At 72.5% G+C, this 25352-nt stretch carries 25 protein-coding genes; 14 read left to right on the top strand and 11 right to left on the bottom strand.

Annotation, left to right across the window (positions count from 1 at the left end; translation table 11 throughout):
* Positions 1-8: 8 nt before the first annotated feature.
* Both mnmE and MWM08_RS25230 read right to left on the bottom strand, forming a co-directional pair.
* Positions 9-1331: a tRNA uridine-5-carboxymethylaminomethyl(34) synthesis GTPase MnmE gene (mnmE, locus tag MWM08_RS25235; RefSeq protein WP_244457219.1), complete on the bottom strand. Its 1323-nt coding sequence runs from the start codon at positions 1329-1331 to the stop codon at positions 9-11.
* 11 nt (positions 1332-1342) lie between these two features.
* The gene (locus tag MWM08_RS25230; RefSeq protein WP_244457218.1) at positions 1343-1696 is read right to left on the bottom strand and encodes a (2Fe-2S) ferredoxin domain-containing protein; all 354 of its coding nucleotides are present in this window, start codon (positions 1694-1696) and stop codon (positions 1343-1345) included.
* 108 nt (positions 1697-1804) lie between these two features.
* On the opposite strand from MWM08_RS25230, the gene MWM08_RS25225 reads away from it, so the two are divergent.
* The gene (locus tag MWM08_RS25225) at positions 1805-2311 is read left to right on the top strand and encodes a methylated-DNA--[protein]-cysteine S-methyltransferase (protein WP_244457217.1); all 507 of its coding nucleotides are present in this window, start codon (positions 1805-1807) and stop codon (positions 2309-2311) included.
* Positions 2308-3282 carry a quinone oxidoreductase family protein gene (locus MWM08_RS25220; RefSeq protein ID WP_244457216.1) on the top strand — a complete coding sequence of 325 codons (975 nt, stop codon included), beginning with the start codon at positions 2308-2310 and terminating at the stop codon, positions 3280-3282. The genes MWM08_RS25225 and MWM08_RS25220 overlap by 4 nt, the downstream gene beginning before the upstream one ends.
* A gap of 84 nt (positions 3283-3366) precedes the next feature.
* On the opposite strand, the gene zigA is transcribed toward MWM08_RS25220, so the two are convergent.
* From zigA to MWM08_RS25205, 3 genes are all read right to left on the bottom strand, one after another.
* Positions 3367-4593 (bottom strand): zinc metallochaperone GTPase ZigA, encoded by a 1227-nt coding sequence (gene zigA, locus MWM08_RS25215; protein WP_244457215.1) that lies wholly within the window; start codon positions 4591-4593, stop codon positions 3367-3369.
* Positions 4590-5228: a DUF1826 domain-containing protein gene (locus tag MWM08_RS25210; RefSeq protein WP_244457214.1), complete on the bottom strand. Its 639-nt coding sequence runs from the start codon at positions 5226-5228 to the stop codon at positions 4590-4592. The genes zigA and MWM08_RS25210 overlap by 4 nt, the downstream gene beginning before the upstream one ends.
* Before the next feature lie 240 nt (positions 5229-5468).
* On the bottom strand, positions 5469-5864 hold the full coding sequence (locus MWM08_RS25205) for a zinc-ribbon domain-containing protein (RefSeq protein WP_244457213.1): 396 nt from the start codon (positions 5862-5864) through the stop codon (positions 5469-5471).
* Between the two features lie 76 nt (positions 5865-5940).
* On the opposite strand from MWM08_RS25205, the gene MWM08_RS25200 reads away from it, so the two are divergent.
* From MWM08_RS25200 to MWM08_RS25185, 4 genes are all read left to right on the top strand, one after another.
* A complete protein-coding gene (locus MWM08_RS25200) occupies positions 5941-6615 on the top strand; it encodes a cell division ATP-binding protein FtsE (protein ID WP_244457212.1) in 675 nt (224 codons plus the stop codon).
* Positions 6608-7465: a cell division protein FtsX gene (locus MWM08_RS26455; protein ID WP_279323222.1), complete on the top strand. Its 858-nt coding sequence runs from the start codon at positions 6608-6610 to the stop codon at positions 7463-7465. The genes MWM08_RS25200 and MWM08_RS26455 overlap by 8 nt, the downstream gene beginning before the upstream one ends.
* 314 nt (positions 7466-7779) lie before the next feature.
* Positions 7780-8349 (top strand): YdcF family protein, encoded by a 570-nt coding sequence (locus tag MWM08_RS25190; protein WP_244457211.1) that lies wholly within the window; start codon positions 7780-7782, stop codon positions 8347-8349.
* Entirely contained in the window at positions 8346-9140 is a 795-nt protein-coding gene (locus MWM08_RS25185; RefSeq protein WP_244457210.1) for a lysophospholipid acyltransferase family protein, read from the top strand. The genes MWM08_RS25190 and MWM08_RS25185 overlap by 4 nt, the downstream gene beginning before the upstream one ends.
* A gap of 14 nt (positions 9141-9154) precedes the next feature.
* Here MWM08_RS25185 and MWM08_RS25180 read toward each other — a convergent pair whose 3' ends face one another.
* Positions 9155-9778 carry a gamma-glutamylcyclotransferase gene (locus MWM08_RS25180; RefSeq protein ID WP_244457209.1) on the bottom strand — a complete coding sequence of 208 codons (624 nt, stop codon included), beginning with the start codon at positions 9776-9778 and terminating at the stop codon, positions 9155-9157.
* A gap of 61 nt (positions 9779-9839) precedes the next feature.
* On the opposite strand from MWM08_RS25180, the gene MWM08_RS25175 reads away from it, so the two are divergent.
* On the top strand, positions 9840-10925 hold the full coding sequence (locus MWM08_RS25175; protein ID WP_244457208.1) for a DUF2125 domain-containing protein: 1086 nt from the start codon (positions 9840-9842) through the stop codon (positions 10923-10925).
* 258 nt (positions 10926-11183) lie between these two features.
* Entirely contained in the window at positions 11184-11408 is a 225-nt protein-coding gene (locus MWM08_RS25170; protein WP_244457207.1) for a hypothetical protein, read from the top strand.
* Positions 11409-11968: 560 nt separating this feature from the next.
* Here MWM08_RS25170 and metW read toward each other — a convergent pair.
* Positions 11969-12571, bottom strand: coding sequence for a methionine biosynthesis protein MetW (metW, locus tag MWM08_RS25165; protein ID WP_244460030.1), 603 nt, complete (start codon positions 12569-12571; stop codon positions 11969-11971).
* A gap of 93 nt (positions 12572-12664) precedes the next feature.
* On the opposite strand from metW, the gene MWM08_RS25160 reads away from it, so the two are divergent.
* Positions 12665-13978: a hypothetical protein gene (locus tag MWM08_RS25160; RefSeq protein ID WP_244457206.1), complete on the top strand. Its 1314-nt coding sequence runs from the start codon at positions 12665-12667 to the stop codon at positions 13976-13978.
* Positions 13979-14212: 234 nt separating this feature from the next.
* Here the strand turns inward: MWM08_RS25160 and MWM08_RS25155 are convergent, their stop codons facing one another.
* A complete protein-coding gene (locus tag MWM08_RS25155; protein WP_244457205.1) occupies positions 14213-15019 on the bottom strand; it encodes an EcsC family protein in 807 nt (268 codons plus the stop codon).
* Positions 15016-16029, bottom strand: a complete 1014-nt coding sequence (locus tag MWM08_RS25150) for a LysR substrate-binding domain-containing protein (protein WP_244457204.1) — start codon at positions 16027-16029, stop codon at positions 15016-15018. The genes MWM08_RS25155 and MWM08_RS25150 overlap by 4 nt, the downstream gene beginning before the upstream one ends.
* A 252-nt stretch (positions 16030-16281) precedes the next feature.
* Here MWM08_RS25150 and katG point away from each other — a divergent pair, with 252 nt between their 5' ends.
* The 3 genes from katG (at position 16282) to MWM08_RS25135 (ending at position 20962) form a co-directional block, all read left to right on the top strand.
* Positions 16282-18489: a catalase/peroxidase HPI gene (gene katG / locus MWM08_RS25145; RefSeq protein WP_423816058.1), complete on the top strand. Its 2208-nt coding sequence runs from the start codon at positions 16282-16284 to the stop codon at positions 18487-18489.
* Positions 18490-18652: 163 nt separating this feature from the next.
* On the top strand, positions 18653-19579 hold the full coding sequence (gene accD, locus MWM08_RS25140) for an acetyl-CoA carboxylase, carboxyltransferase subunit beta (protein ID WP_244457203.1): 927 nt from the start codon (positions 18653-18655) through the stop codon (positions 19577-19579).
* Between the two features lie 102 nt (positions 19580-19681).
* On the top strand, positions 19682-20962 hold the full coding sequence (locus MWM08_RS25135) for a bifunctional folylpolyglutamate synthase/dihydrofolate synthase (RefSeq protein WP_244457202.1): 1281 nt from the start codon (positions 19682-19684) through the stop codon (positions 20960-20962).
* Between the two features lie 127 nt (positions 20963-21089).
* Here the strand turns inward: MWM08_RS25135 and MWM08_RS25130 are convergent, their stop codons facing one another.
* Entirely contained in the window at positions 21090-21512 is a 423-nt protein-coding gene (locus MWM08_RS25130; RefSeq protein ID WP_244457201.1) for a hypothetical protein, read from the bottom strand.
* A 41-nt stretch (positions 21513-21553) separates the two neighbouring features.
* Positions 21554-22807: an RsmB/NOP family class I SAM-dependent RNA methyltransferase gene (locus tag MWM08_RS25125; protein WP_244457200.1), complete on the bottom strand. Its 1254-nt coding sequence runs from the start codon at positions 22805-22807 to the stop codon at positions 21554-21556.
* 231 nt (positions 22808-23038) lie between these two features.
* Between MWM08_RS25125 and MWM08_RS25120 the strand changes: the two genes are divergently transcribed.
* Positions 23039-24727 carry an ArnT family glycosyltransferase gene (locus tag MWM08_RS25120; protein WP_244457199.1) on the top strand — a complete coding sequence of 563 codons (1689 nt, stop codon included), beginning with the start codon at positions 23039-23041 and terminating at the stop codon, positions 24725-24727.
* Positions 24728-25348: a DedA family protein gene (locus MWM08_RS25115; protein ID WP_244457198.1), complete on the top strand. Its 621-nt coding sequence runs from the start codon at positions 24728-24730 to the stop codon at positions 25346-25348.
* Positions 25349-25352 lie beyond the last annotated feature (4 nt).

Raw genomic sequence — 25352 nt, 5'->3', positions numbered from 1 at the left:
GCTGCCGGTCATTTCCCGATGCAGAACTCGCCGAAGACGATGTCGAGCACGTCCTCCACCCCCACCCGTCCAGTGACCCGGCCCAGCGCGCGCAGTGCGGCGCGCAGCGCTTCGGAGACCAATTCCGGTAGCGGCGCGGCCTCGGCTTCGGCCAACCAGGCGGCGGCCTCGGTCAGGGCGGCGCGGTGGCGCGGGCGGGTGAGCATCGCGGCATCGCCGGCCCCGGCGAGGCGCCGCGCTTCCGCCTCAAGCCTTTCGCGCAGCGCCTGCAGCCCCTCCCCTGTCAGGGCTGAGACCGCCAGCGGCGCCACGCCGGCGATGCCCGCCGGCGCCAGTGCCAGATCCACCTTGTTCGCGACCACCACCGCGCCGCGTGCTGCCCATTCCAGCGTGGCCGCATCGGGCGCCTCATTCGCGGCGAAGACGGCCAGCACCAGGTCGGCTTCTCCGGCCCGGCGGCGCGCGCGGCGGATGCCTTCCTGCTCGATCTCGTCCCCCGCGTCGCGCAGGCCCGCCGTATCTGCCAGTGTCACCGGTACGCCCGCCAGCACCAGGCGCACCTCGACCACGTCGCGAGTGGTGCCGGCGCGGGCCGAGACGATCGCGGCCTCCCGTCCGGCGAGCGTATTGAGCAAGGATGATTTCCCGGCATTCGGCGCGCCGAGGATGGCGACCACCACGCCCTCGCGCAGGCGCTCGCCCTGCCCGCCATCCGCCAGGTGCGTCGCGATTTCCGCCTTCAGCGCCGCCGCCCCCGCCCGCGCGCGGTCACCCAGGTCGCTTGGCAGGTCGTCGTCGGCAAACTCGATGGCCGCCTCCTGGTGGGCGAGCAGCCGCATCAGGCGTGCCGCCCAGCCCTCCAGCAGCCGCGCCAGCGCCCCGTCGGCCTGGCGAAGCGCCTGGCGTCGTTGGGCTTCAGTCTCGGCCGCGATCAGGTCGGCGATCCCCTCGGCCGCGGTCAGGTCCATGCGGTTGTTGAGGAAGGCGCGGCGGGTGAATTCGCCGGGTTCGGCCGGGCGGGCGCCGAGCACTGCCAGCGCCTCGCTTACGGCGGCAATCACCGCGGGGCCGCCGTGCAAGTGTAATTCGGCGCAGTCTTCCCCCGTGTAGGATGCGGGGGCCGGGAACCACAGCACCAACGCCTGGTCGAGGACCTCGCCGCTGCCAGGTGCACGCAGGCGACGAAGGCTGGCCTGGCGCGCCTGCGGCAGCCCGCCAGCGACCCGCCGCAGCACGTCGCCACAGCCCGGGCCGGATAGCCGGACCACCGCGATGGCCCCGCGCCCGCCGCCGCTTGCCAACGCAAAGATCGTGTCCTGTCGGTGTTCCACGTGAAACAGGCTCAGCGCTTGGGGGGCGGCACGTCCTGCTCGGTCAGCATCAGCCGCGCTACCCGCCCGCCGCCGATCACGTGCACCTGGAGGATCTCCTCGACATCCTCGGTGCTGACCGGCCGGTACCAGACTCCCTCCGGGTAGATCACCATGGCGGGGCCGAATTCGCAGCGGTCGAGGCAGCCTGCGCTGTTGACCCGGATTGCCGGGATCTTCAGTTCCTTGGCCCGCGCCTTCATGTAGTCGCGCAGCTTCTCGCTGCCCGATGCGGCGCAACACCCCCGCGGGTGCCCGTCCTGCCGGCGATTGGTGCAAACGAAGACATGCGCGGCGTAGAAGGGCGGCGGGTCGGCATCGGTCACGCGGGCAGTCCCCTTGAATGAGCCTGATGCATGTAGCGACCGTCCGGACGGGCTCCAACCCGCCGCTTGACGTCGCCCTGCCGGAGGGTGTCTGTCCCGCCACGGACCATGCCCCAGCTTTCGCTCCACACCCCGCTCGGGGACCTGACCCTGTCGGAGGAAGACGGCGCCATCGTCGCCCTCGACTGGGGTCGCGGCCGCGACCAGGACGCCACCCCCCTGCTGGTGCGCGCGCGTGACCAACTCCAGGACTATTTCGACGGCACACGCACGGTGTTCGATCTGCCGCTTGCGCCTCATGGCACCGCATTCCAGCGCAAGGTGTGGGATGCGCTGTGCGCCATCCCTGCCGGGCAGACACGATCCTATGCCTACATCGCCCGCCAGGTCGGCTGCCGTGCGGCGCGCGCCATCGGCCAGGCCAATGGCGCCAACCCGATCCCGATCCTGATCCCCTGCCACCGCGTGGTCGCCGCCAATGGCGGCCTCGGCGGCTATTCGGGCGGCGAGGGAGAGGCTACCAAGCGCTACCTCCTGGACCTCGAGCGCCTGGCGCCCGGGGCCGACACCCTGTTCACGGCCCGCACGGCCCAGCGACGGATCCGCCCTTCATGACCCACGCCATTCGCATCCATGAGACCGGCGGCCCCGAGAAGATGGTCTGGGAGGACATCCCCCTGCCGTCGCCCAAGCCCGGCGAGGCCCTGGTTCGCCACAAGGCCGTCGGCCTCAACTTCATCGACGTCTATTTCCGAACCGGCCTGTACAAGGCGCCGTCCCTTCCGGCCATCATCGGCATGGAAGGCGCGGGCGTGGTGGAAGCCGTCGGCGACGGCGTGACCGAGGTCGCGGTCGGTGATCGCGTCGCCTACGCCACCGGCCCGATCGGCGCCTATGCCGAGGCGCGCTGCATCAAGGCCGACCGCCTGGTGAAGCTGCCCGAAGGCATCGGCTTCGAACAGGGCGCGGCCATGATGCTCCAGGGCATGACCGCCGCCTTCCTGGTCAAGAAGTGCTATCCCGTCCAGGCCGGCCAGACCGTGCTGGTCCATGCCGCGGCGGGCGGCGTGGGCCTCATTATGTGCCAGTGGCTCAAGCACCTTGGCGCCACCGTGATCGGCGTGGTCAGCACCGAGGAAAAGGCGGCCCTCGCCCGCGCACACGGCGCCGCCCATGCCTTGCTGACCAAGGACGACGTGCCGGCCCGCGTGAAGGAGATCACCGGCGGCGCGATGCTCCCGGTCGTCTTCGACAGCGTCGGGCGCGACAGCTTCAACATCTCGCTCGACTGCCTCGCACCCTTCGGCATGATGGTGTCCTACGGCAACGCCTCGGGGCCGGTCGCCATCCCCGATCTCGGTATACTGGCCGCCAAGGGGTCGCTGTACGTCACGCGCCCGACGCTCGCGACCTACACCGCCCGGCGCGAGGACCTGGTTGCCCGCGCCAACGACCTGTTCGAGGTTGTGGGATCCGGCGCCGTACAGATCCGGGTGAACCAGACCTTTGCGCTCAAGGACGCGGCCGAGGCGCACCGGGCGCTCGAAGCGCGGCAAACCACCGGCAGCACGGTGCTGCTGCCGTAAAGGAAGCGGCGGGGGAGAGAACTCCCCAACCCCTTGTTCTTTTGGCTGTCACCAAGGCGTGCCCGGGTCCAAAGGGCCGGCGCATCAACCTTCGCGCCAAGCCGGGAAGGGATCGGGCAGCTTCGCCCAGCCCTCCGGGCCGCGCGCCATCTCGCCATCGGTCAGCAGGCAGGCCTCGAGCTGCATCCGCAGCCGGGCCTCGTCCATCTCCACGCCGATGAACACGATCTCCTGGCGGCGATCGCCCCAGGGCTCTTGCCACTGGCCGGCTACCATCGCACGCCATTCTGCATCATCCGGCCAACGACTGCGCGGTTGCGCGGCCCACCAGAAGCCCGCCGCCTCGTGCCGGCCGACCCGCCCGGCCAATTGCCACTCGCCCGCCCAGGGCATGCGCGTCGCCAGCCAGAAAAAGCCCTTCGCGCGCACCACGCCGGGCAGGTCGCCCTCGATCAGCTTCTTGAACCGCGCAGGGTGCAGCGGGCGCCGCGCCCGCCACACGAAGGACCGGATGCCGAATTCCTCGCTCTCGGGCAGGTGGTGGCCGGACAGCGCCTGCACCCACCCCGCCGCCCCGCGTGCGGCGGCGAAGTCGAACCGCCCGGTCCCGAGCACGTCGGACAGCGGCACCTGCCCTCGCGTGCTCGCCACGATCCCGGCACGCGGGTTGAAAGTGGCGATGATGCCGGCGAGGCGGCGCAGCTCGGCCTCCGACACCAGGTCCGCCTTGTTCAACACGATGACATCGGCGAATTCCACCTGCTCCACCAGCAGATCGACCAGCAGGCGCGTATCCCCCGCGCCCGTCGTTTCGCCGCGCTTCGCCAGCGTATCGGCGGACCCGTAATCCTCCAGCCAGGCCTTGGCATCCACCACCGTCACCATGGTGTCGAGCCGCGCCAGGTCCGCCAGCGAGAACCCCTCCTCGGTCCGGAAGTCGAAGGTGGCCGCGACAGGCATCGGTTCGCTGATGCCCGTGCTCTCGATCAGCAGCGCGTCGAAGCGGCCCTCGCGCGCCAGCTTCGCCACCTCGGCCATCAGGTCCTCGCGCAGCGTGCAGCAGATGCAGCCGTTCGACATCTCGACCAGGCGCTCCTCGGTGCGCGACAGCGTGCCGGCGTCGCCCCGCAGTGGCGCGGGACCGTTACCAACCAGCGCGGCGTCGATGTTCACCTCGCTCATGTCGTTGACGATGACCGCGACGCGCCGGCCCTCGCGGTTCGCCAGCACATGGTTCAGCAGCGTGGTCTTGCCTGCGCCGAGGAAGCCCGAGAGCACCGTCACCGGAAGCCGCCCATCCGCGTCGCTCATGCGAAGATCCCCGGCTCGTCGATGCACAGCAGGATGCGCGCGCGTCGGTCCTCCGGCAGGCGGGAGACCGGCGGGGACCGATGCAGGCATCCCGCCGGCGGGGCCGGCTCATGCCGCGTGCCCTTCAGCAGCGCGACCGAGCAGGTTGGTGCCTGGTGCGGCGCGCGGCAGTCGGCCCCGCACATGGTCCATTGCGTGCCCTCGCCGCGATACGTGCACAGCAGCCGTAGCCCGATCGCATCCATGTGGAAGCGCCGGCAGGAATCATGCGTCACGCCATCGAGGCGCAGGCGCACCTGATCCCGGCCGCTGATTGCCGCGAACATCGCCGCCAGGCGCGTCATGTCGGCCGCGAGCGCGGTGGGCACCGGCTGGCCGAGTGCGGCCAGGACACCGTTCACCGCGGCGTCCGGCGCGTCCTCGCAGGTGGCGCGGAAGGGTGCGGTGGCGAGCAGCGGCGCCGTCATCCGGCGCCAGCCTGCGGGTTCGGGGCGCAGCCATAGCGCGAGCGCCACCTCCGGCCGCATGATTTCGAGCAGGACGGTGTCGTCGCCGCTGACGGCGGCACAGGCGCGGGGCGACGCCTCACTGACCTGCCCCGCCTCGGGCGGGAAAACCTCGCACAGAAAGGACATCCGTCGCGCCTCCCAGAGACGGCAATGTTATAGTATAACTCACCGCCGACCGCCAAGGCGTCGCGTCCCCCTGCAGGAGTGCCCCCGATCCGGCCAGCACCTTCGCCCGGCGTATCCGCGCGCAGCGTTGGCCCAGGCACGACCACCGAAGGCCGCCCCTCGCAGTGGCGCCCGCCCGCGATCCAGCCGGGCGACCGCTGGACGAAGTCAGGGCCACCCGCGGCGGCCCTCGCCCAACCTTCAGGCCAGGCCAAGCACCGCGAAAAGCCGTGTCACCGGCGGCCAGGCCGCCATCAGCTGGGCTCGGAACGCCAGCATCGCTGCCGCGCCGCCCGCCACCACCAGCACCGACGCCGCCCAGGCTCCCAGCAGCGCCCGGTCGCTCTGATCCTGCGCCACCGGCGTCCTCTCCGTAACGGTCGGCGCCACGGGCGGCTCGGCGGTGGGGGGCGGTGGCGCGGACTCCGGGGCCGGCTCCGGCGCGGCGGCCGGTGGTGGCGGTGCAGCCGCCGCCTCGGCGCGCGGCAGCGCGAAATCCGTCCCGCAGCGCGAACAGCGCAGCGTCCGCGCTGCGCCGGACAGCAGCCGGTCGGGCACGTTGTACTCCGCGCCACAGGATGGGCAGGCGATCCGCATGCCGCCCATATCAACCCGGGAGCGCCCGCCTGCAAGCAGCGGTTGAGCGCCGGGCCGCGTGCGGGCACAACAGCGCATGGTCCGATTCAGCCGCGTGGCCCTGGCCTATCCCGATCCGCGCGGGCGGCCGGGACAGCCCGTGCTGCGCGACCTCTCCTTCACCCTGGGCGACGGCTCCTTCACCTGGCTTCTCGGTCCCTCTGGCGCCGGCAAGACATCCGTGCTGCGCCTGATGCATGCTGCCCTTCGCCCGACCGAGGGCGAGGTCGAGATCCTCGGCGTCCGCGTCTCCCGCGCGCGGCGCGCCAACCTGCCGCCGCTGCGCCGGCGCATCGGCGTGGTGCACCAGGAATTCCGCCTGCTCGCGCACCTGTCCGCCTGGGACAACGTGGCGCTGCCGCTGCGCCTGGCCGGCACAGCGGAATCCACCATCCGCAGCGACGTGGCGGACCTGCTCGACTGGATCGGCCTGACCGGCAAGGAGGAACGCCGGCCCGAGGAACTCTCGGGCGGCGAGCAACAGCGCCTGACCATCGCGCGCGCCGTGGTCACCCGCCCTGCCTTGCTGGTGGCCGACGAACCGACCTCGGAACTCGATGCCCTGCAGGCGCGCCGCACCATCGCGCTGCTGGTCGAGATGAATCGCCTCGGCACCACCGTGGTGGTCGCGACCCATTCCGAGGACCTGCCCGCGCGCCATCCCGCACGCATGCTCACCCTCGCGGGCGGAAGGATGGTGGCGGATGGCTGAACCGCGCCGTCGCCTCGCGCGGGACCCGCTCGGGCTCAGGCGCGCCCTGGCCGACCGGCTGCTGCTGGGCCTGGTGGCGGCGATGGCCCTGCTGGCGGCGCTCGCGCTGGCTGGGCGCGACGGTGCCGACCGCCTGGCCCAGCGCTGGCGCGACGGGGCGCGGGCCGCCGTGACGGTGCAGATCCCGCAGCCGGATGCGGATCGCATGGCGCGTGCCCTGGCCACGCTGCGCGCGTTACCGGAGGTCGCCGCCGCCGAACCGGTCGACCCCGCACGCATGGCCGAATTGTTGCGCCCCTGGCTAGGCGGCGCCAACAGCGTCCCGCTGCCCGGCGTCATCGAACTGCGCCTGGCCGACCTCGCGGCGGACCCGGTGCGCATCGGCGACCGCGTCGCTGCCGAGGTGCCCGGCGCCGTGACCGAGGCCCATGGCGTCTGGGTCGCGCATCTCGCGGCGCTGGCGCGGGCGGTGCAGGGCGTGGCGCTGGCGGTGCTGGCGCTGGTGGCGGCGGTCGCGGCCGCGGTGGTGGCGGTGGCGGTGCGCGCTGGCATCTCGGCCCGCCGCGATGCGGTGCTGGTGCTGCATGGGCTGGGTGCGACCGATGCCGATGTGGCGGGCCGCTTCGCCCGTCGGGTCGCGACGCTGGTGGCCTTGGGGGCGGCGGGCGGCACGCTGGTGGCGCTGCCGGCACTGTCGGGCCTGGTCGCTGTGGCGGGGCCGCTGGCCGGTGCGGCGGACTGGCATGGGCTGCCGTGGCTCGACCTCGCGCTGGTGCCGCCGGTGGCTGCGCTGGTCGGCTGGACCACCACCCAGGCCACCGTGCGCCTCTGGCTGCGGCGCCTGCCGTGAGCCCGGGGCCGCATGGCGTGCCCCCAACCGGCACGCCGGGCGGCGCCGCCGGTCCAGCCTCGCCCTTGCCCGTCACGCCGGCAGGCGCGCCAGCCGCCATTGCGCCGGCAGGTGCGCCAGTCACCCCCGTACCGGACGCCGTGGACTTGCCGGCGCCGCCGCACGGCGTGCGCTTGCCTGCCTTCGCCGCATCCGCGCTGTCGGACGCCCCGACCGGTCCGAGCCCGTCTGGCGTGACCTCAACATCGCAGTTGCCGCACCGTGTCCCCGGTGGCCGGCGTCGTCGCCGCCTCGGACTCGGGCTGCTCCTCGGCATGACGTTCCTGGTGCTCGGCGGCTTTGTCGCCTTCGTGCTGGCGGCGATCGACCCCGCCCCGTCGCCACCCGGCGAGACCGACGGCATCGTGGTGCTGACTGGCGGGACCGAGCGCGTCGGCACCGGCTTCCGCTTGCTCGCCGAAGGTCAGGCGCGGCGGCTGCTGATCTCGGGCGCGCATCCCGAGGCCAATCTTCCCGAGATCGCCGCCGCCGCGGGCATCGACCCCGCGCCCATCGCCGGGCGTGTCGATGTCGGCCACGCCGCTGCCTCGACCCGCGGCAACGCCGCCGAGGCCGCCGCCTGGGCCCGCGCGAACGAGATGCGCTCGCTGCGCATCGTCACCGCCGGCTACCACATGCCGCGCGCCATGCTCGAGATGCGGCGCGCCCTGCCGCAGACCCGCCTGGTCGGCCACCGCGTGCCCTCCGCCGCGCTGCGCGCGCCCGGCGCGCTATGGCGCCCGCAACTCTGGGCATTGCTGGCAGGGGAATATGCCCGCTACCTGGGGGCATGGGCGGGGCTGTCGGGGGCCTTCGTGCCGCGACGGGAGGCTCACGCGACATGACCTGGCTACGCTCGGCGGTGTTCAACGCCGTTTTCCTGGGCGGCACCGTGCTCACGGTGCTGGTCGGCACGCTGCTGCTGGCGGCGCCGGCGCCGGTGATGGTGCGCTACATCCGCGGTTGGGCGGAACTCGTGCTCGGCGCGCTGCGCCTGATCTGCGGCATCCGGGTCTCGGTCAGCGGCCTCGAGAACCTGCCGCCCGGCCCCGCCATCATCGCCGCCAAGCACCAGTCGGCCTTCGACACGGTTGTCTGGCTCACGCTGCTGCCGCCCGGGCGCGACGCGGTCTATGTGCTCAAGCAGGAACTGGCGAACATCCCGCTCTGGGGCCGGCTGGCGGCGCGCTGCGGGCATATCTCGGTGGACCGCGCGGCCGGCGCCTCGGCGCTGCGCGGCATGGTGCGCGCGGCCCAGGGCGCGATCGCGGCCGGCCGGCCGGTGGTGATCTTCCCCGAGGGCACCCGCACCGCGCCGGGCGAACGCGTGCCCTACCAGCCAGGCGTGGCGGCCCTGGCCAGCGCGACTGGTGCGCCGGTGGTGCCGGCGGCGACCGACAGCGGCCTGTACTGGGGTCGCCGTGCCTTCCACAAGCGCGCCGGCACCATCCATGTCGCGATCCTGCCGTCGCTGCCCAGCGGGATGCCGCGGGCGGCGCTGATGGCGGCGCTGGAGACGGCCGTGGAGGATGCCTCGGCCGCGCTGGCCGGGTTGCCCACCCCTGTGGACAAGTCTGGGGACGGCACCCGTGTCATTTCTGATTCGCGGGCGAAGCAGGGCGCGGCAACGTCTTGATTCGGCTTGAAGCGTTAACCGACGATCAAGCCTGTGGATAAATTGGCGCCGCCGTCGGTGGGCAGCAACGCGGCGATGCGGTCGAGCCCGGCATCGCGCACCCCCATCTGCCGCAGGTGCCGCAACGTGTTCAGCAGGTAGTCCCGGTTGGCGCCCATCTGGCCATGCCCCTGGGCGATCGCCGCCGCCGCCCGTTCGGCCGACAGCCGGCCGCAATACAACCGGCATCCGCGGTTCGCGACATAGGCCACCGCGCGCACCATCCGCCCGGTGTCGAGCAGCCGAAGCGGCAGCATCCGCCGGTGGTAGACCTGCTCGGCCCCATCCGGCAGTTCGCGGTCATCCAGGTAGGCGAGCACCTCCGCCGCTTCCGCCGCGCGCACCCCGAAGGCGAGGCCCCGGCACGCGCCGCCGCGGTCGAGCCCGAGCACCAGCCCCGGCTGTTCCGGCGTGCCGCGATAGCGATGCGACCACAGGCAGAACCTGCGGTGGAAGCCGCGCAGCAGAGCCGGATGCGCGCGGGCATGGTCGAAGCCAGGCCGCCAGATCAACGAGCCATAGGCGAAGACATACAGGTGGCCGTCCGCGTCGATCAGGTCGCGCAGCGCGACGGCGTCCGCTCGTGATGCGTGTTGCATGGCGCTGTCCCGCAGCCCGGCAGCGTCGCGCCGCGGCGGGCGCGGCGCTATACCCGGGGCCGTGACCGACGTGAAGCCGCCCCGCCCGCCGCGCCGCCGCGCCCGCCGCATGATCGCCGGGACGCTCGTGCTGGCCGGATTGGCCGTGGCCGCGCATGCAGCGGCATGGACCTGGTCGACCGGCGCGCTGGCCGTCGGCATGTCCGACTGGGTGACGCAGCGCCGCGCCGAGGGCTGGACCATTTCCCACCAGCCGCCCACGCGTGGCGGCTGGCCGTTCGCCGCGCGCGTCAGCGTGGCGGAGGTGCGCATCGAGACGCCGGCGCGCGCGAACGAGGCCGGCATCGTGCACCAGGCCGCGCGGCTGGTGGTGCAGGTTGCCGCCCCGCGGCCGACCCATCTGGAGGTCCTGGCCGACGGGCCGCAGCGCATCGAACTGGGCGGCACCGCAATTCCCTTCGCCGCCCGTCGCTTCGCGCTGGCGGTGCCGCTCGCGGCCGGGCCGGCGCCCCCGGTCGAACTCGATATCGCGGGACTGGAGGCGCTGCTGCCCGCCGGGCCGGTGCGCCTGCGCGCGGCGCGAATTCTGCTCCACCCGGGCGGCCGGCTGCCGCGGCCTGCCGAGTCGGAACCCTCGGTTGCGCTCGCGCTGCAAGCGGAGGGGCTGGAGCCACCGGCATCGCCGCTGACCGCGGCGCTGGGCGCCGAGATCGAGGCGCTGTCGGCCGACGCGGTGCTGGTGGGCGCGCAGCCGCTGCGCGGGCCGCCGGCGTCGATGGCCGCGGCCTGGCGGGACGCCGGGGGCGTGTTCGAGATCCCGGCGCTGGCGCTGCGCTGGGGACCGCTGCAGGGCGATGCGCAGGCGTCCTTCACGCTCGATCGTGCACTGCAGCCGCGCGGGCGTGGCAGCCTGCGTGTGGCGGGTGCGCCGGCGGCGGTCGAGGCGTTGGCACGCGCTGGGCTGGTCGATGCCTCTGCTGCGCGCAGCGTGCAGACGGTGCTGATGCTGATGTCGCGCACGCCGCCGGAGGGCGGGCCGCCGCGCGTGGAACTGCCGATGGCGCTGACGGACGGCACGCTGTCGGCGGCGCGCGTGCCGCTGTTGCGCATGGCGCCGATCGACTGGTCGCGGCCGCGCGGCTGGTGATCCGGCGACGTGCACCGCGCACCTGGCGCGCGGATGGCGGTCTGTGACCGATCCTTCGTAGAGCGCGGCAGCGCAACGGATTAACGACGGGCAAGCGTATCGCTCCGCAAATCGCGTGCTGCGCGAGAGGGTCGTGAAAACGACGTCAATCACGCCTGTGCCACCGTGAGAGGCCTGTCGGTTGCCGCCAGCGCAGCGTTAAAGATGGGGCATCGCTCTCCTGACTGTGACAGGGCGGGCCGCCACCGAAAGATGCGGATGGATGATGTGACGTTCGAAGCCCAGTCTGACGCGGAAGGCACCGACCGCAGTGCCATCATCATGATGCTGACCTACGTGGAGGCGGAATGCCGCCGGCTCGGTGATGCCGAGGCCGCGCGTCATGCCGCACTCGCGGCAGCACTGATCAACGGGCAGCCCGTGACGCATGCGGTCGAGACCGGCCTGCGGCATGTGCCGGCAGTGGCCGCCCCGCTGAACTGAAGCGTCCGGACCCAGCACGGCGGCTGCGGTCGCTTCGTCGCGCGAAGGCGCGCATTTCACTGAGGCGCGCGTCGCCGCGCATCATGCTCAGGCGCGCATAGGTGCGCACCGTTCCCAGGCGCGCGGAAGCGCCCATGCAGCACACGCGCGCGGACGCGCGCAGTTCGAACCAACGCGCGAATGCGCGGCATTCACCCGAACGCGCGCAGGCGCACACGTCACCCAAACGCGGCGCCGCGCTCGCATCAACCAAACTCGTGCTTGCGCGCGCTTCATTCACGCCTGTGGTTGTGCACGCTTCATGTGAACGCTTCATGCGAACGCATCAGCGCGCGCAAGTCGTGCCGCGTCACGTACACGGGCAACATGTCATCCTGCGCCTGTGCGCACGTAGCCCGGACGCGCGACGGGATGCACCCCGCTTCAACGCGCGGCATTCACCAAACCCACGGGTTCGTGCCATCCACATGCCCGGTCGGGCGCACGCTGGCGCAGCCTGCCCCGCATCATGGCTCAGCCGCGCGACATCGATCGACGCACCATCCGCGTAGCGCGCGCCATCACTCCGCGCGGCGCAGTTGGAACAGCGCCTGCTCACCGAACAGGTTGGCCAGCCGCACCGAACGCCGCCACGGCGCCTTCAGCCCGCGCTCATCGACCGCGAGCCATTTCTCGACGCGATAGCCCTCCATCTCGCACAGCGCCAGGAAGTCCAGGATGGTGCAGGGATGGATGTTGGGCGTTTCGTACCAGGGGCGGTTCCAGGTGTCGGTGTCGGGCATGCGCCCGCGCGTCAGCAGCCGCCAGCGCAACTGCCAGTGGCCGAAATTCGGGAAGGACACGATGGCGTGGCGGCCGATGCGCAGCATTTGGCGCAACACCTCACGCGGTTTCTCGACCGCCTGCAGCGTGCGCGACAGCACCACGAAGTCGAAGCCGCCATCGGGGTAAAAGGCCAGGTCATGGTCGGCATCGCCATGGATGACGGCCAGGCCCGAGGACACCGCCTTGGTCACCTCCGCCATGTCGATCTCGATGCCGCGGGCATCGACCTGCTTCTCGCGCGCCAGGTGTTCGATCAGCGCACCGTCGCCGCAGCCGATATCCAGCAGCTTGGCACCTTGCGGAATCATCTCAGCGATCAGGCGGAGATCCAGCCGCATGTTCTTCGCGACGTAGCGGATGTCGGCGGGGGCGTCAGGCATGTGCGGCGCTTCAGGGCTGCGGTGCGATCCGCGTAGTAGGCTGCACGCGGCATGTCCAGTGGAACCCCCGACCTCGTCGCGCGACTCGCACTGCTGCTCGCGGTGCAGGCCGCTGCGGTCCTGGCTTGGGATGCGCTGACACGCGGGCCGATGGCGACGATCCCGCCCGACAGCGTGATCGGCGGGCTCGGCACATTCTGGATGGTGCCGGCGGCCTGGCTGGCGGCGTGGCAGGTGCTGGCGCTGACCGACCTGCGCCGTGCGCTGAGCGGTGCGGCGGTCACGTTCGTGCTGTGCGTCGTGATCTTCGCGGTGGCCCTGGTGGCGGGGCTGTTCTCGGCCGCGCTACTGGCGCTGCCGGCGGGCGCGGTGGGTGTGGTGCTGATCGCCCGCTTCATCGCGCGACGCGAGGCCACCGAGGACGGCGCGCCGCCGCGCGCCTGGCCGCATGTCGTGGGGCTGCTGGTGGCGCTGGCGGGGCTGCTGCCCGCGGTGCTGTCGATCGGCGAGCGCTTCCACCCCGACATCCCGCCCCGGGCGGCGACGGCCGCCGGCCTGGCGCTGCTGCTGCTGCCCTCGGTCGCGATCTTCCTGCCGCATGCGCTGCTGGCACTGGCGGCGCGGCCGCACGGGCCGGCACCGTGGCGACGCGGCGCCGCCATGCTGGCGGTGGTTCTGGCGGTGCCGATGCCCGTGCTGGGCCCGGGCTGGATGTTCGCGACACCCGGGCGCGTCGCCGCCGAGCACGCCGAACATGTCCTGTTCAGCGAGGCCGGCGGTTGGGAGCGCGGCTACTATCCTGGCCAGGTGATGACGGCCGACCTTGGGCTGCGGCGGTTCAGCCTCACGGTGCCCCAGGGCTGGCTTGGCCTGCATCCGCCCTGGCCGCAGCCGGAGCCGGCGCGCGCGATCGAGATCGTGCCCGACCCGCGGCTGCCGCCGCCCGCCCTGCCGTTCCGCCGGCTGCGGATTGCACCGGCGGTCGAGAACCCCATGGTCCCGGTCGGCGCCGCCGGCACCGGGCAGGCCGACTGGCACCTGATGGGTTGCACGGCGCCGGACGACCAGGGGATCTCGTTGTGCCGGCAACTCGGCTTCCGCGACGGACGCGAGACGGATGCCGCGATGGCGACGCTGCTGCCCGAGGAAACGCTGACGCGCCGGATGCTCGCCCGCTACGCGATCGGCCCAGCCGCCTGGCGCGTGCTGGGCCCAGGGCTGCACGGCGAATGCTACCTGCGCGAAACCTGCCGCCTGCGCTTCGCCGTCCCGGACGCGATCGAACTGGAAGCGGAGATCCCGGCGACGATCGACCCCGACCTGCCGCAACTGCGCGCGGGCGCGGCGGTGCTGATGGGGCTGTAGGGCGAGCGGCGTGGAGGGCTTTGCCCTCCCCGGACCCCACCCACCAAAGGCCTAAAGGCCTCTGGACACCAATACCTGATCGGGGGATTCGGGGAGGGGCAGGGCGTGCCCGCCCCACCGGTGCCACCGGCGATGCCCCTCGCCAAATCCCCCTGATTAAATCAGGGGATCCAGGGGCCTTAAGCCCTTGGCGGAGGGGTCCGGGGGAGGCAGCGCCTCCCCCGCGCGCGACCCTCACCCCACCAGGAACGGGGCGTCCCGCGTATTCGCCAGCGCGTCCCAGGCGGCGCGCACACGGGCCGGGCCGTACTCGCGTTCGAGCCGCCGCAGCGTGAAGTGCCCCCGTGCCACACCGCGGAAGTGTTCCAGGAAGGCGATGTTGACCGCGGCCCCGGCCACGGCGCCCAGGATGGGCGCCGCCTGCGCCGACAGCTTCAACCCCATGGGTCCCACGAAGCGCGACGCCACCGCCGCGACGAAGCCGGGCACGATGGTGCGGCCCACGGCACCCTTCAGCGCCTCGGCCAGCGCGATGCGCACGGCGAAGTAGCCGCTCTCGGTGGCGTCGTCGGCGGCGGAGCTGCCGCCCAGCGCGAAGACCTTCAGGCATTCTGCGGCGGCTTCGGGGGCCGAAAGGTCTTCGCCTTCCTCACCCGCCACCGCGGCCACCTGGCGCAGCAGGATGGTGGTCGAGACCGGCAATTCGACCAGCGTGCCCGGCAAGCCGAAGGCGCCGCCGACGGCGCCCGAGGCCGCCGCCATGCCGCGATGGAACCACGATGAGGGCACCGGCAGGGGCGAGACCGACGGGCCCGAGCGCATCGCGGTGGCGATCGCGAGCTGCAGCGCAGCACGCACCGCGCCATCCAACCCGCCCTGCACTGCCGTGGGCAGGCGGGCGCGCAGCGCCTCCAGCGGCATGCCGGCGACCGAGGCCAGCCGCGCGGCGAGCGAGGGGTTCTCCAGGATCTCGAAGGCGGCGCGCAGATCGCGCTCGGCCTCGGGCGGCCATCCGGTGGTGGTGGTCAGGGTCAGGCTCATCTGCGGGGGACATGGCCCCGCGCGGGCGCGCGGTCCAGACCCGCCGCCTCCCGTTCCGCCGCCGCGGCATAGGGCGCGAGGCGCTCGGCGATGCTGCGCGCCACGGCCTCGACCGCCGCGTGGCGCGGGAAGGCGGCGCGCCAGACCATGCGGATGGTGCGCGAGGCGCGCGCCGCCAGCGGGCGCAACACGATCCCGGCATCCTGCGCTGCACCCGCCGCCAGGCCGGGGATCAGCGTGGTGCCGTAGCCGGCCGCAACCATGTTGATGAGGGTCGCGAGGCTCGCCGCGCGCAGCGCGCCACCAAGCGGCACCTGCGTTTCGCGCGCAGCCGCCACACCAACCCTGCGCGCAGGCCGGTCCGCCGAGGTCGCCGGACCGAGCAGTCCACACGCCGCCAGCGCCTGGTCGCGCAGGCAATGCCCGTCGGCCAGCACCAGCACGTCGGCGGCGAGGTCGGCTTCGGCGATACGCTCCCGCGCCGCCAGCGCGTGGTCGGGCGGTAGCGCGGCGATGAAGGGTTCGGTGAACAGCGCGCGCGACGACAGGTCGGCGGCGTCCGGGTCGGTCGCGAGCAGTGCGGCATCCAGTTCATGCGCGCGCAGCTTCTCCAGCAGGGTGCCGGTCACGTCCTCCCAGGGTTCGATCGTGAGGTCGGGCAGCGCTTCGCGCAGCGGCGCGAAGACCAGCGGCAGCAGGTAGGGGCCGAGCGTCGGGATGACGCCCAGGCGCAGCGTGCCGCGCAACGGGTCGGCGAGCGCGCGCGCGAGGGCGGACATCGCCTCGATCTCGGCCAGCGCGATGCGGGCATGGGGCAGCAGCGCCTCGCAGACCGGCGTGGGCACCACCTGCTTGCTGCTGCGTTCGAACAGCGCGGCGCCGAGCGATTCCTCAAGCTTGCGCAGTTGCACCGACAGCGTGGGCTGGGAGACGCGGCAGGCCTCGGCGGCACGGCCGAAATGGCGGTGCTCGGCCAGGGCGATCATGTAGCGCAGGTCGCGCGGGTTCATCGGGGCATCCATGCTGCGGCGCGGCGTGGCGGCTGCGTTGGCGCAAGCAGGGCGCGCGCGGCCGGCAGCTCGCCGCCACCATTGGCGCTGACTATCACAATCTTCAAAACTTGGGGCTTCCGTAATCGCCGCCGGCATGGGAAACGACGCGCCATCGTGCCGGCGCAGGTCGGCACGCCTTCGGCGGAATTCGGCCGTCCCGCCCATTCCGGCGGGGGTGGCCCACGCAGCCAGGAACGGAGAGACACCATGATGGACGGAACCTCGGGCAGCGGCGGCAAGTGCCCGGTGATGCATGGCACCCCGGTCGCGGCGCGCTTCAGCACCCGCACCAACAAGGATTGGTGGCCGAATGCGCTGAACCTGCGCATCCTGGCGCAGCACTCCGCCAAGTCGAACCCGATGGGCGAGGCGTTCAGCTACGCCGAGGAATTCAAGAAGCTCGACCTCGCGACGCTGAAGTCCGACATCATGGCGCTGATGAAGGTCAGCCAGGATTGGTGGCCGGCCGACTACGGGCATTACGGCCCGTTCTTCATCCGCATGGCCTGGCACGCGGCCGGCACGTACCGCACCGCCGATGGCCGCGGTGGCGCGGGCAACGGCGCGCATCGCTTCGCGCCCGAGAATTCCTGGCCCGACAATGCCAACCTGGACAAGGCGCGGCGCCTGCTGTGGCCGATCAAGCAGAAGTACGGCAACCGCATTTCCTGGGCCGACCTGTTCGTGCTGACCGGCAACTGCGCGATCGAATCCATGGGGCTGAAGCCCTTCGGCTTCGGCGGCGGCCGCGTCGACATCTGGGAGCCCGAGGACGACATCTACTGGGGCACCGAGGACACCTGGCTGGGCGACAAGCGCTACACCGGTGACCGGCAGCTCGAGAACCCGCTCGCCGCGGTGCAGATGGGCCTGATCTACGTGAACCCGGAAGGCCCGAACGGCACGCCGGACCCGGTCGCCTCCGGCCGCGACATCCGCGAGACCTTCGCGCGCATGGCGATGAACGACGAGGAGACCGTCGCGCTGGTGGCCGGCGGCCACACCTTCGGCAAGGCGCATGGCGCCGGCGACGCGACGCTGGTCGGGCGCGAGCCCGAGGGCGCGCCGATGGAAGCGATGGGTCTCGGCTGGCTCAGCACCTGGAAGTCGGGCAAGGGCATCGATGCCATCACCTCCGGCATCGAGGGCGCGTGGAAGCCGAAGCCCACCACCTGGGACATGGGCTATTTCGACATGCTGCTCGGCTACGACTGGGAACTGCACAAGTCCCCCGCCGGCGCCCACCAGTGGCACCCGACCGACCGCAGCGCCTGGACCCTGGTCGAGGACGCGCATGACCCGTCCAAGCGCCACCCGCCGATGATGACCACGGCGGACATGGCGATGAAGATGGACCCGGCCTATCGCGCCATCAGCGAGCGTTTCCACAAGAACCCCGACCAGTTCGCCGATGCCTTCGCGCGTGCATGGTTCAAGCTGACGCATCGCGACATGGGGCCGAAGGTCCGCTACCTGGGCCCCGACGTGCCGGCCGAAGACCTGATCTGGCAGGACCCGGTGCCGCCGGTGACGCATGCGCTGATCGACGAGGGTGATGTCGCCGCGCTGAAGGTGGCGATCCTCGCGACGGGGCTGTCGGTGTCACAGCTGGTGCAGACGGCCTGGGCCTCGGCCTCGACCTTCCGCGGTTCCGACAAGCGTGGTGGTGCGAATGGTGCGCGCATCCGCCTCGCGCCGCAGAAGGACTGGGAGGTGAACCAGCCTGCGCAGCTCGCGACCGTCCTGGGCAAGCTCGAGGGTGTGCAGAAGGCGTTCAACGCCTCGGCCACGTCCGGCAAGCAGGTGTCGCTGGCCGACATCATCGTGCTCGGCGGTTGCGCGGCGATCGAAGCTGCGGCGAAGGCGGCGGGCCACTACGTGACGGTGCCCTTCGTCCCCGGCCGTACCGACGCGACCGATGCGCAGACCGACGCGGCGAGCTTCGCCGTGCTCGAGCCCGAGGCCGACGGCTTCCGCAACTACCGCAAGGCGCGCTTCACGGTCTCGGCCGAGGAGCAGCTGGTGGACAAGGCGCAGCTGCTGGGCCTCACGGCGCCGGAGATGACCGCGCTGGTGGGCGGCATGCGCGTGCTGGGCGGCAACTTCAACGGCTCGCCGCACGGCGTGCTGACGACCCGCCCGGGCCAGCTCACGAACGACTTCTTCGTGAACCTGCTCGACATGGGCACCGCCTGGTCGCCCACGGATGAGTCGGCCGAGGAATTCCAGGGCCGCGACCGCGCCACCGGCACGGTGAAGTGGACCGGCACGCGGGTGGACCTGGTGTTCGGGTCGAACTCCCAGCTGCGCGCGCTGGCCGAGGTCTATGCCCAGGGCGACAACGCCGGGAAGTTCGTCGGCGATTTCGTGGCGGCCTGGGTGAAGGTGATGAACGCGGACCGCTTCGACCTGGCGTAAGGGTCGGGCCCCGCTTCGGGTTGACGGAGGGCCGCTCCCGGCAGGGGGCGGCCCTTCTGCGTGACGGGCTGCCGCGCGGATATGGCCCTGGCGCCCGCCGCCCCATATAAGGCGCCGCGACGGGGCGCCCTCGGGTGCCCTCCGCGCTTGAGGGCATCGACCGATGAACTGGATTTCCGACTGGGCCCTGCCGAAGATCTCCGGCCTGTTCAAGCGGGACGTGCCGGAAAACCTCTGGCACAAATGCCCGGCCTGCGAGCAGATGATCTTCCGCCGCGACCTCGATGCCGCGCTGAATGTCTGCCCGCATTGCGGCCATCACATGCGGATTTCGGCAAACCGCCGCCTGGAATGCACGCTGGATGAAGGCTTCTCCCGCATCGAGCTGCCCAAGGCGCCGGCCGACCCGCTGCGCTTCCGCGACCAGCGCCGCTATACCGACCGGCTGAAGGAATCGCAGGCGAAATCCGCGATGGACGATGCGGTGGCCGTGGCGCATGGCACCATCGAGGGCCAGCGCGCCGTCGTCGCCGCCTTCGAATTCGCCTTCATGGGCGGGTCGATGGGCGCGGGCGTGGGTGAGGCGATCGTCACCGCCGCGAAGCTCGCGGTGCTGCAGGATGCGCCGCTGATCGTCTTCACCGCATCGGGCGGCGCACGCATGCAGGAAGGCGCGGTGTCGCTGATGCAGATGCCGCGCACGGTCATCGCGACGCGCCTCGTGAAGGAAGCGGGGCTGCCCTACATCGTCGTGATGTGCGACCCGACCACGGGCGGTGTCACCGCATCCTTCGCCATGCTGGGCGACATCCACATCGCCGAGCCCAACGCGCTGATCGGCTTCGCCGGCGCACGCGTGATCGAGCAGACGGTGCGCGAGAAACTCCCCGAGGGCTTCCAGCGCGCCGAATACCTGCTGGAGCACGGGATCCTCGACATGGTGGTGAAGCGCGGCGAGATGCGCGCCACGCTCGCGCGTGTGATCGGCCTGCTGCGCGTGCCGCTGGTGCTGCGTCCGCCGGAGGTGAGCGTGGAGGACGTGACTGTGTTGCCCGCCCCCCAGGACCCGGCGCCGCCCGCGCAGGCCTGAGCATGCAGATGACGATACGCGCCCGCCGGTTCGCGATCACGCAGCCGCGTGGGCGCCTGGTGGTGGCGCCGCGCCGCGCAGCACGCCTCGGCCGCTGACCGTATGTCCCGCGCCGAAGCGATCGTCGAGCGCCTGCACGCGCTGCATCCGAAGCTGATCGACCTCAGCCTCGGGCGTATGCATCGCGCACTGGCCGCACTCGGGCATCCGGAACGCCGCATGCCGCCGGTCGTGCATGTGGCCGGCACCAACGGCAAGGGCAGCACCTGCGCCTTCCTGCGCGCCATCACCGAAGCCGCGGGGATGCGCGCGCATGTCTTCACCTCCCCGCACCTGGTGCATTTCCACGAGCGTGTACGCCTGGCCGGCACGCTGGTCTCCGATGCCGACCTGACCGCCGCGCTCGAGGAAGCGGAACATGCGAACGCCGGCGAACCCATCACGGTGTTCGAGATCACCACCGCCGCGGCGCTGCTGCTGTTCTCGCGCGTGCCGGCGGATGTGATGGTGCTGGAGGTCGGCCTCGGCGGGCGGCTCGATGCGACCAACGTGGTCGACCGGCCGGTGGCGACGGCGATCACCTCGCTGTCGATGGACCACATGGATTTCCTCGGCGACACGCTGGGGGCCATCGCCGGTGAGAAGGCCGGCATCATCAAGCACGGCGTGCCCTGCGCGACCGGATTGCACGCGCCCGAAGCGCGCGACGTGATCGAGCGCATCGCGCACGACAATGCCGCGCCGCTGCTGATGCGCGGGCGCGACTGGCGCTGTGACATCGTGCAGGGCGGCCTGCTGTTCGCCGATGCGCGCGGGTCGATCGACCTGCCGCCGCCGGGCCTGCCGGGGCCGCACCAGGCGGAGAATGCGGGCATCGCGATCGCCGCGCTGCGGGCCTGGAATCCGGCCTGGTTGACCGACACGGCGATCGCGCGCGGGATCGCCGCCGCGCAATGGCCCGCACGTCTGCAGCGGCTGCAGGGTGCGCTGGCCGCGCTGCTGCCGCCGGGCTTCGACCTGTGGCTGGATGGCGGGCACAATGCGGGCGCCGGCGTGGCGCTGGCCGCGCACCTCGACACCTGGCGGGATCGCCCGCTGCACCTGGTCGTTGGCATGAAGAAGGGCAAGGCGAGTGCCGAGTTCCTGCGCCCGCTGATCCCGTATGCCACCACGCTGACCGCCGTGGCCGAGCCCGGCCAGCACCTGGCGATGAGCGTCGAGGACATCGTGGACGCGAGCGGCGGCGTGGCGCGGCCTGGGCCGACGGTGGCCGAGGCGCTGACGCGGATCGCGCGCGATGGTCGGCCCGGCCGCGTGCTGATCTGCGGCAGCCTGTACCTGGCGGGGGAAGTGCTGAAGGCCGAGGGTCTGGTCGCGGCGTAGCGCCGGCCACGACCGGGCGGGACCTGCGGGCGGTTCCGCGGGCCGATCAGGCGCCGCTATTCGATCATCCGCGGCCAGCCGGCTGTTCGCAGCGCAGGCCGGTGCCCACGAAGGTGCGGGCGCGCGTTCACGCCGCGTCGCGGCGGGCCTGGTCCCAGCGGATCAGACGGCGGAGGCCTTCGAGCGCCACGCCGCAGAACACCAGGAGCACGACGAGGTAGGCCACCAGCGCCGGCCGCCCGGCCAGCGTGGCCGCGTCGATCGGCCCGCTCCCCCAGGCATCGTACGGCAGCGCGACCGGCACCAGCGCCCCCAGGGTCGTGACCGCGAGCACCGTGAGGAAGGCGCCGCGCGGCAGCCGGCTCGTCGGCACCACGATCGCGATCGGGACCGCTACCAGCAACGCGACCAGCACCGCTTCGAGCAGGCCAGGACCGCCATCCGGCAGGCTCAGCAGAAGGTAGAAGCCGAACATGGCAAGGGCGCCAAGCGCCATCACCCGCAGGTCGCGGGCCAGCGTCGGGACTGTCGCAGCGCGCGGTGCGTCCATGCGCGGCAGCATTCCCGCCGCGCGCCGGTGGCGCAAGCGCCTCAGGTCGGGCGGCGCAGGCGCATCGCGAAGAACCCGTCCATCCCACCGCGCCCGGCCCAGAAATCCGGGCGCGTGCGCAGGCAGCCGGCCGGCGTGATGCCCTCGGGCAGGCCGGGCAGGTCGGCGGCGGTCCAGGGTTGGTGCTCCAGGCCGAGGGCCGCGGCGCGCGCCAGGTGCGCCTCGCCTTCCTCCGGCTGCAGGGAACAGGTGGCGAAGACCAGCCGCCCGCCGGGCTTGAGCATCCTGGCGGCCGCGGCCAGCAGGCGCGCCTGGGCCTGGGCGGCCGCGGGCACGTCCCGCGCGCGCTTGGCATGCGCCACGTCGGGGTGGCGGCGGATGGTGCCCGTCGCGGTGCAGGGCGCATCCAGCAGGATGGCGTCCAAGGGCTCGGGCGGGGCCCAGGCGGCGGCATCGGCCTGCACCAGCGTGGCCGGCAGGCGCAGCCGGGCCAGGTTTTCGGCCAGGCGCGTGAGGCGCCCGGCATCGCGTTCGACCGCCGTGACCTCGGCGCCGGCCGCGGCGATCTGCGCGGTCTTGCCGCCGGGTGCGGCACACAGGTCGGCGATGCGTTCCCCGGGCCTGGGGGCCAGCAGGATCGCGGGCAGGGCGGCGGCCGCGTCCTGCACCCAGAAGCGGCCCTCGGCGAAGCCGGGCAGGTCGGTCACTCGCGTGCCGGGCGCCATGCGCCAGGTGCCGGTCGGCAGGGTCTCGGCACCGGAGGGCGGTTCGGCCCCGAGCGCGGGCGTGAGGTCGAGCGGTGCGGGGCCGCGATGCGCCTCCGCCATCGCGCGCACCGCTGGGCCATAGGCCGCATGCCAGGCCGACCACAGCCACGCCGGCGTGTCGAGCCGTGCCGCATCCAGCCCTTCCAGCGCTGCGGGGCCTTCGGTCGCGACCTTACGCAACACGGCGTTGACCAGCCCGGCGAAGGCCTTGGGCGCCAGCGTCACGGCCGTCGCGACGGCGGCGTGCGGCGGCGTGTCCAGCAGCAGCAATTCGGCGGCGCCGATGCGCAGCGCGTGGCGCGCCGGCGGTGGTGGTTCCTTGCGCAGGAAGGGTGCCAGCACCTCGTCGATGCTGCCCAGGCGGCGCAGCACCATGGCCGCGATGCGGTGCGCTGCCGCGCGGTCGCGCGGGTCGAGCCGCCCAGGCAGCGCGTCCAGCGCTTCCTCGAGCGGGCGGCGGTCATCGAGGGTCGCGGCGATCAAATCGCGCGCGGCGCGGCGGGTGGGAAGCCCCGGCGGAGGCGTCATCCGGGCCTCCGGTCGTCGCGACGGGGGGCAGGGCGGGCTGGCGCGTGCGCGCGTGCGTCCCGCGGCAGGGGGCTGCCGCCTGCGCTGTCCGGCGCGGGGAGGGTGCCGTGGGTCATGCTGGGGGTCACGCAGGCGTCCTGGGGCGGTTTGGCGGGAGCCATGTCGCGGCCGGGGCGCCGCCGCCGGCCCTTCATGGCACCGCCCGGCGCCGCGTGCTAGACGCCCCGCGCGATGCGCGCTGCTGCCTTCCTCGACCGGCTGCCCGAGACGCGACGGCCGGCCCTGTGGCTGGTCGCGCTGTGCCTGCTGCTGTGGCTGCCGGGCTTCTTCACCATCCCGCCCGCCGACCGCGACGAAGCGCGGTTCGCCCAGGCGACACGCCAGATGGTCGACACCGGCGACTACGTCCGGATCCGCCTGGGTGACGTGGAGCGCAACAAGAAGCCCGCAGGCATCCACTGGGCGCAGGCGGGCGTGGTGCATGCACTGGAAGCCGCGGGCATCCCGGCGCGGGGCAGCATCTGGGCGTATCGGCTGCCATCCCTGCTGGGGGCGCTGGCGGCGGTGCTCGCCACTTGCTTCCTCGGGCGGTTGCTGGTCGGGCGAAGGGCGGCCTTCGTGGCGGCGGCGATGCTGGCCCCCTGCATGGTGCTGGTGGTGGAAACCCACATCGCCAAGACCGATGCGGCGCTGCTGGCGAGCATCACGATCGCGATGGGGCTGATGGGGCGCGCGTATCTGTCGCCCGATACCTTCTCGGCGCGCGCCGCGGCGGCATTCTGGGCGGTGCTGGGCCTGGGCGTGCTGCTCAAGGGTCCGATCGCGCCGCTGGTGCCGCTGCTGGCAGGAATCACGCTGGCGGTGATGGACCGGACGTCGCGCGCGCGCTTCTGGCGCCTGCACGCGCCCTGGCTGCCGGCGCTGCGGCCGGCCTGGGGCATCCCGCTGATGGTGCTGTTCGCCGCCCCCTGGTTCGTCGCCATCGGCATCGCGACCGAGGGCCGCTTCTTCACCGAGGCGCTGGGCGGCGACATGCTCGACAAGGTGGGTTCGGGCGAGGAAGCGCATTGGGGCCCGCCCGGCCTCTATGCCTTCATTTTCGGCATCACGGCCTTCCCGTCGGCCTGGATCGTGATCCGAGCCCTGCCGGGCGCCTGGGCCGAACGCATGACCCCCGCGGTGCGCTTCCTGCTGGCCTGGGCGGTGCCGACCTGGCTGCTGTTCGAAGCGGTGCAGACCAAGCTGCCGCACTACACCTTGCCGGCCTTCCCCGCGCTGATGCTCCTGGGCGCGCGCTGGGCGATGGACCCGCTGCGCGTGGCGCCGCCGCGCTGGGTGGACTGGCTGGGCGGGATCGCGCTGGGTGGCGTGGCCACGGGGCTGCCCCTGGTGGCGGGCTATGCCGTATTCCGGGTGGAGGGGCGGATCGAGCCCTTCGCGCTACTCGGTCTGGCCGCGGGCCTCGCCATGACCTGGCTGCTGGTGGGCATGGCGCGGCGCGCGGAATGGACGCGCGCGGCGCTGGCCGGGGCAATCCTGGCGGTACCGGTCTATGCGTCGGTGCTGGAAGGCGTGATCCCGCGCCTGCAGGCGGTGTGGCTCTCCCCGCGGCTCGCCGCGACGGTGGCCGAGGTCGCGCCGGGGCTGCCCGCCGACCGCTTCGGCGTGGTGGGCCACCACGAACCCTCCCTGCAATTCGCCATGGGCGGGGGCATCCGGCTGCTGCGCGACGGTGCGGCGGCGGCCGAATTCCTGGCCGGCGCGCCCGGCCGCATTGCCGCCGTGAACGACCGGCAGGAAGCGGCCTTCCGCCAGGCTGTGGCGGAGCGGGGGCTGGCCGTGCGGGAGCTCGGTTCGGTCACCGGCTTGAATTACGTCCGCGGGCGCTGGGTCACGCTCTCGCTGTTCAAGGTGGAATAGATGTTCGAGTGGATCGCGAACCTGGTCGCGTCCTGGGGCTACCCCGGCGTCTTCCTGCTGATGGTGCTGGAAAACCTGTTCCCGCCGATTCCGTCGGAACTGATCATGGCGGCGGCGGGGTTCGCCGCGGCGCGGGGCGAGTTGTCGCTGGTGCCGCTGTTGGTGGCGGCGGTGGCCGGAACGCTGGCGGGCAACATCGCCTGGTACGAGGCCGGCCGCTGGCTGGGCGTGGACCGCTTCCGCCCGCTGGTGGCGCGCTACGGCAAGTGGTTCGCGGTCGAGGAGGAGGATGTCGACCGCGCGACCGGGCTGCTGAAGCGCTACGGGCCGGTGGCGCTGTGCTTCGGGCGGATGCTGCCGGGGGTGCGGACGCTGATCTCGGTGCCCGCCGGCATGGTCGAGATCCCGCGGTCGGTCTTCTATCTATGGACGGCGCTGGGGTCGGCGGTGTGGCTGACCTTCCTGGCGCTGGCGGGGTACTTTTTGGAAGAACACTACGACCGGGTGGAGGCCTGGGTGGGGCCGCTGGCCTGGGTGGTGATCGGGATTGCAGTGGGCGGGTATGCGGCGCACCTGGTGTTTGCGTTCCGCAGAGCGCGGCGGCGGCGGGCGCAAGGGTAGTAGC

The organism is Roseomonas fluvialis, from assembly GCF_022846615.1.
GTDB lineage: Bacteria > Pseudomonadota > Alphaproteobacteria > Acetobacterales > Acetobacteraceae > Neoroseomonas > Neoroseomonas fluvialis.
This window is presented reverse-complemented; position numbering and strand designations above follow the sequence as displayed.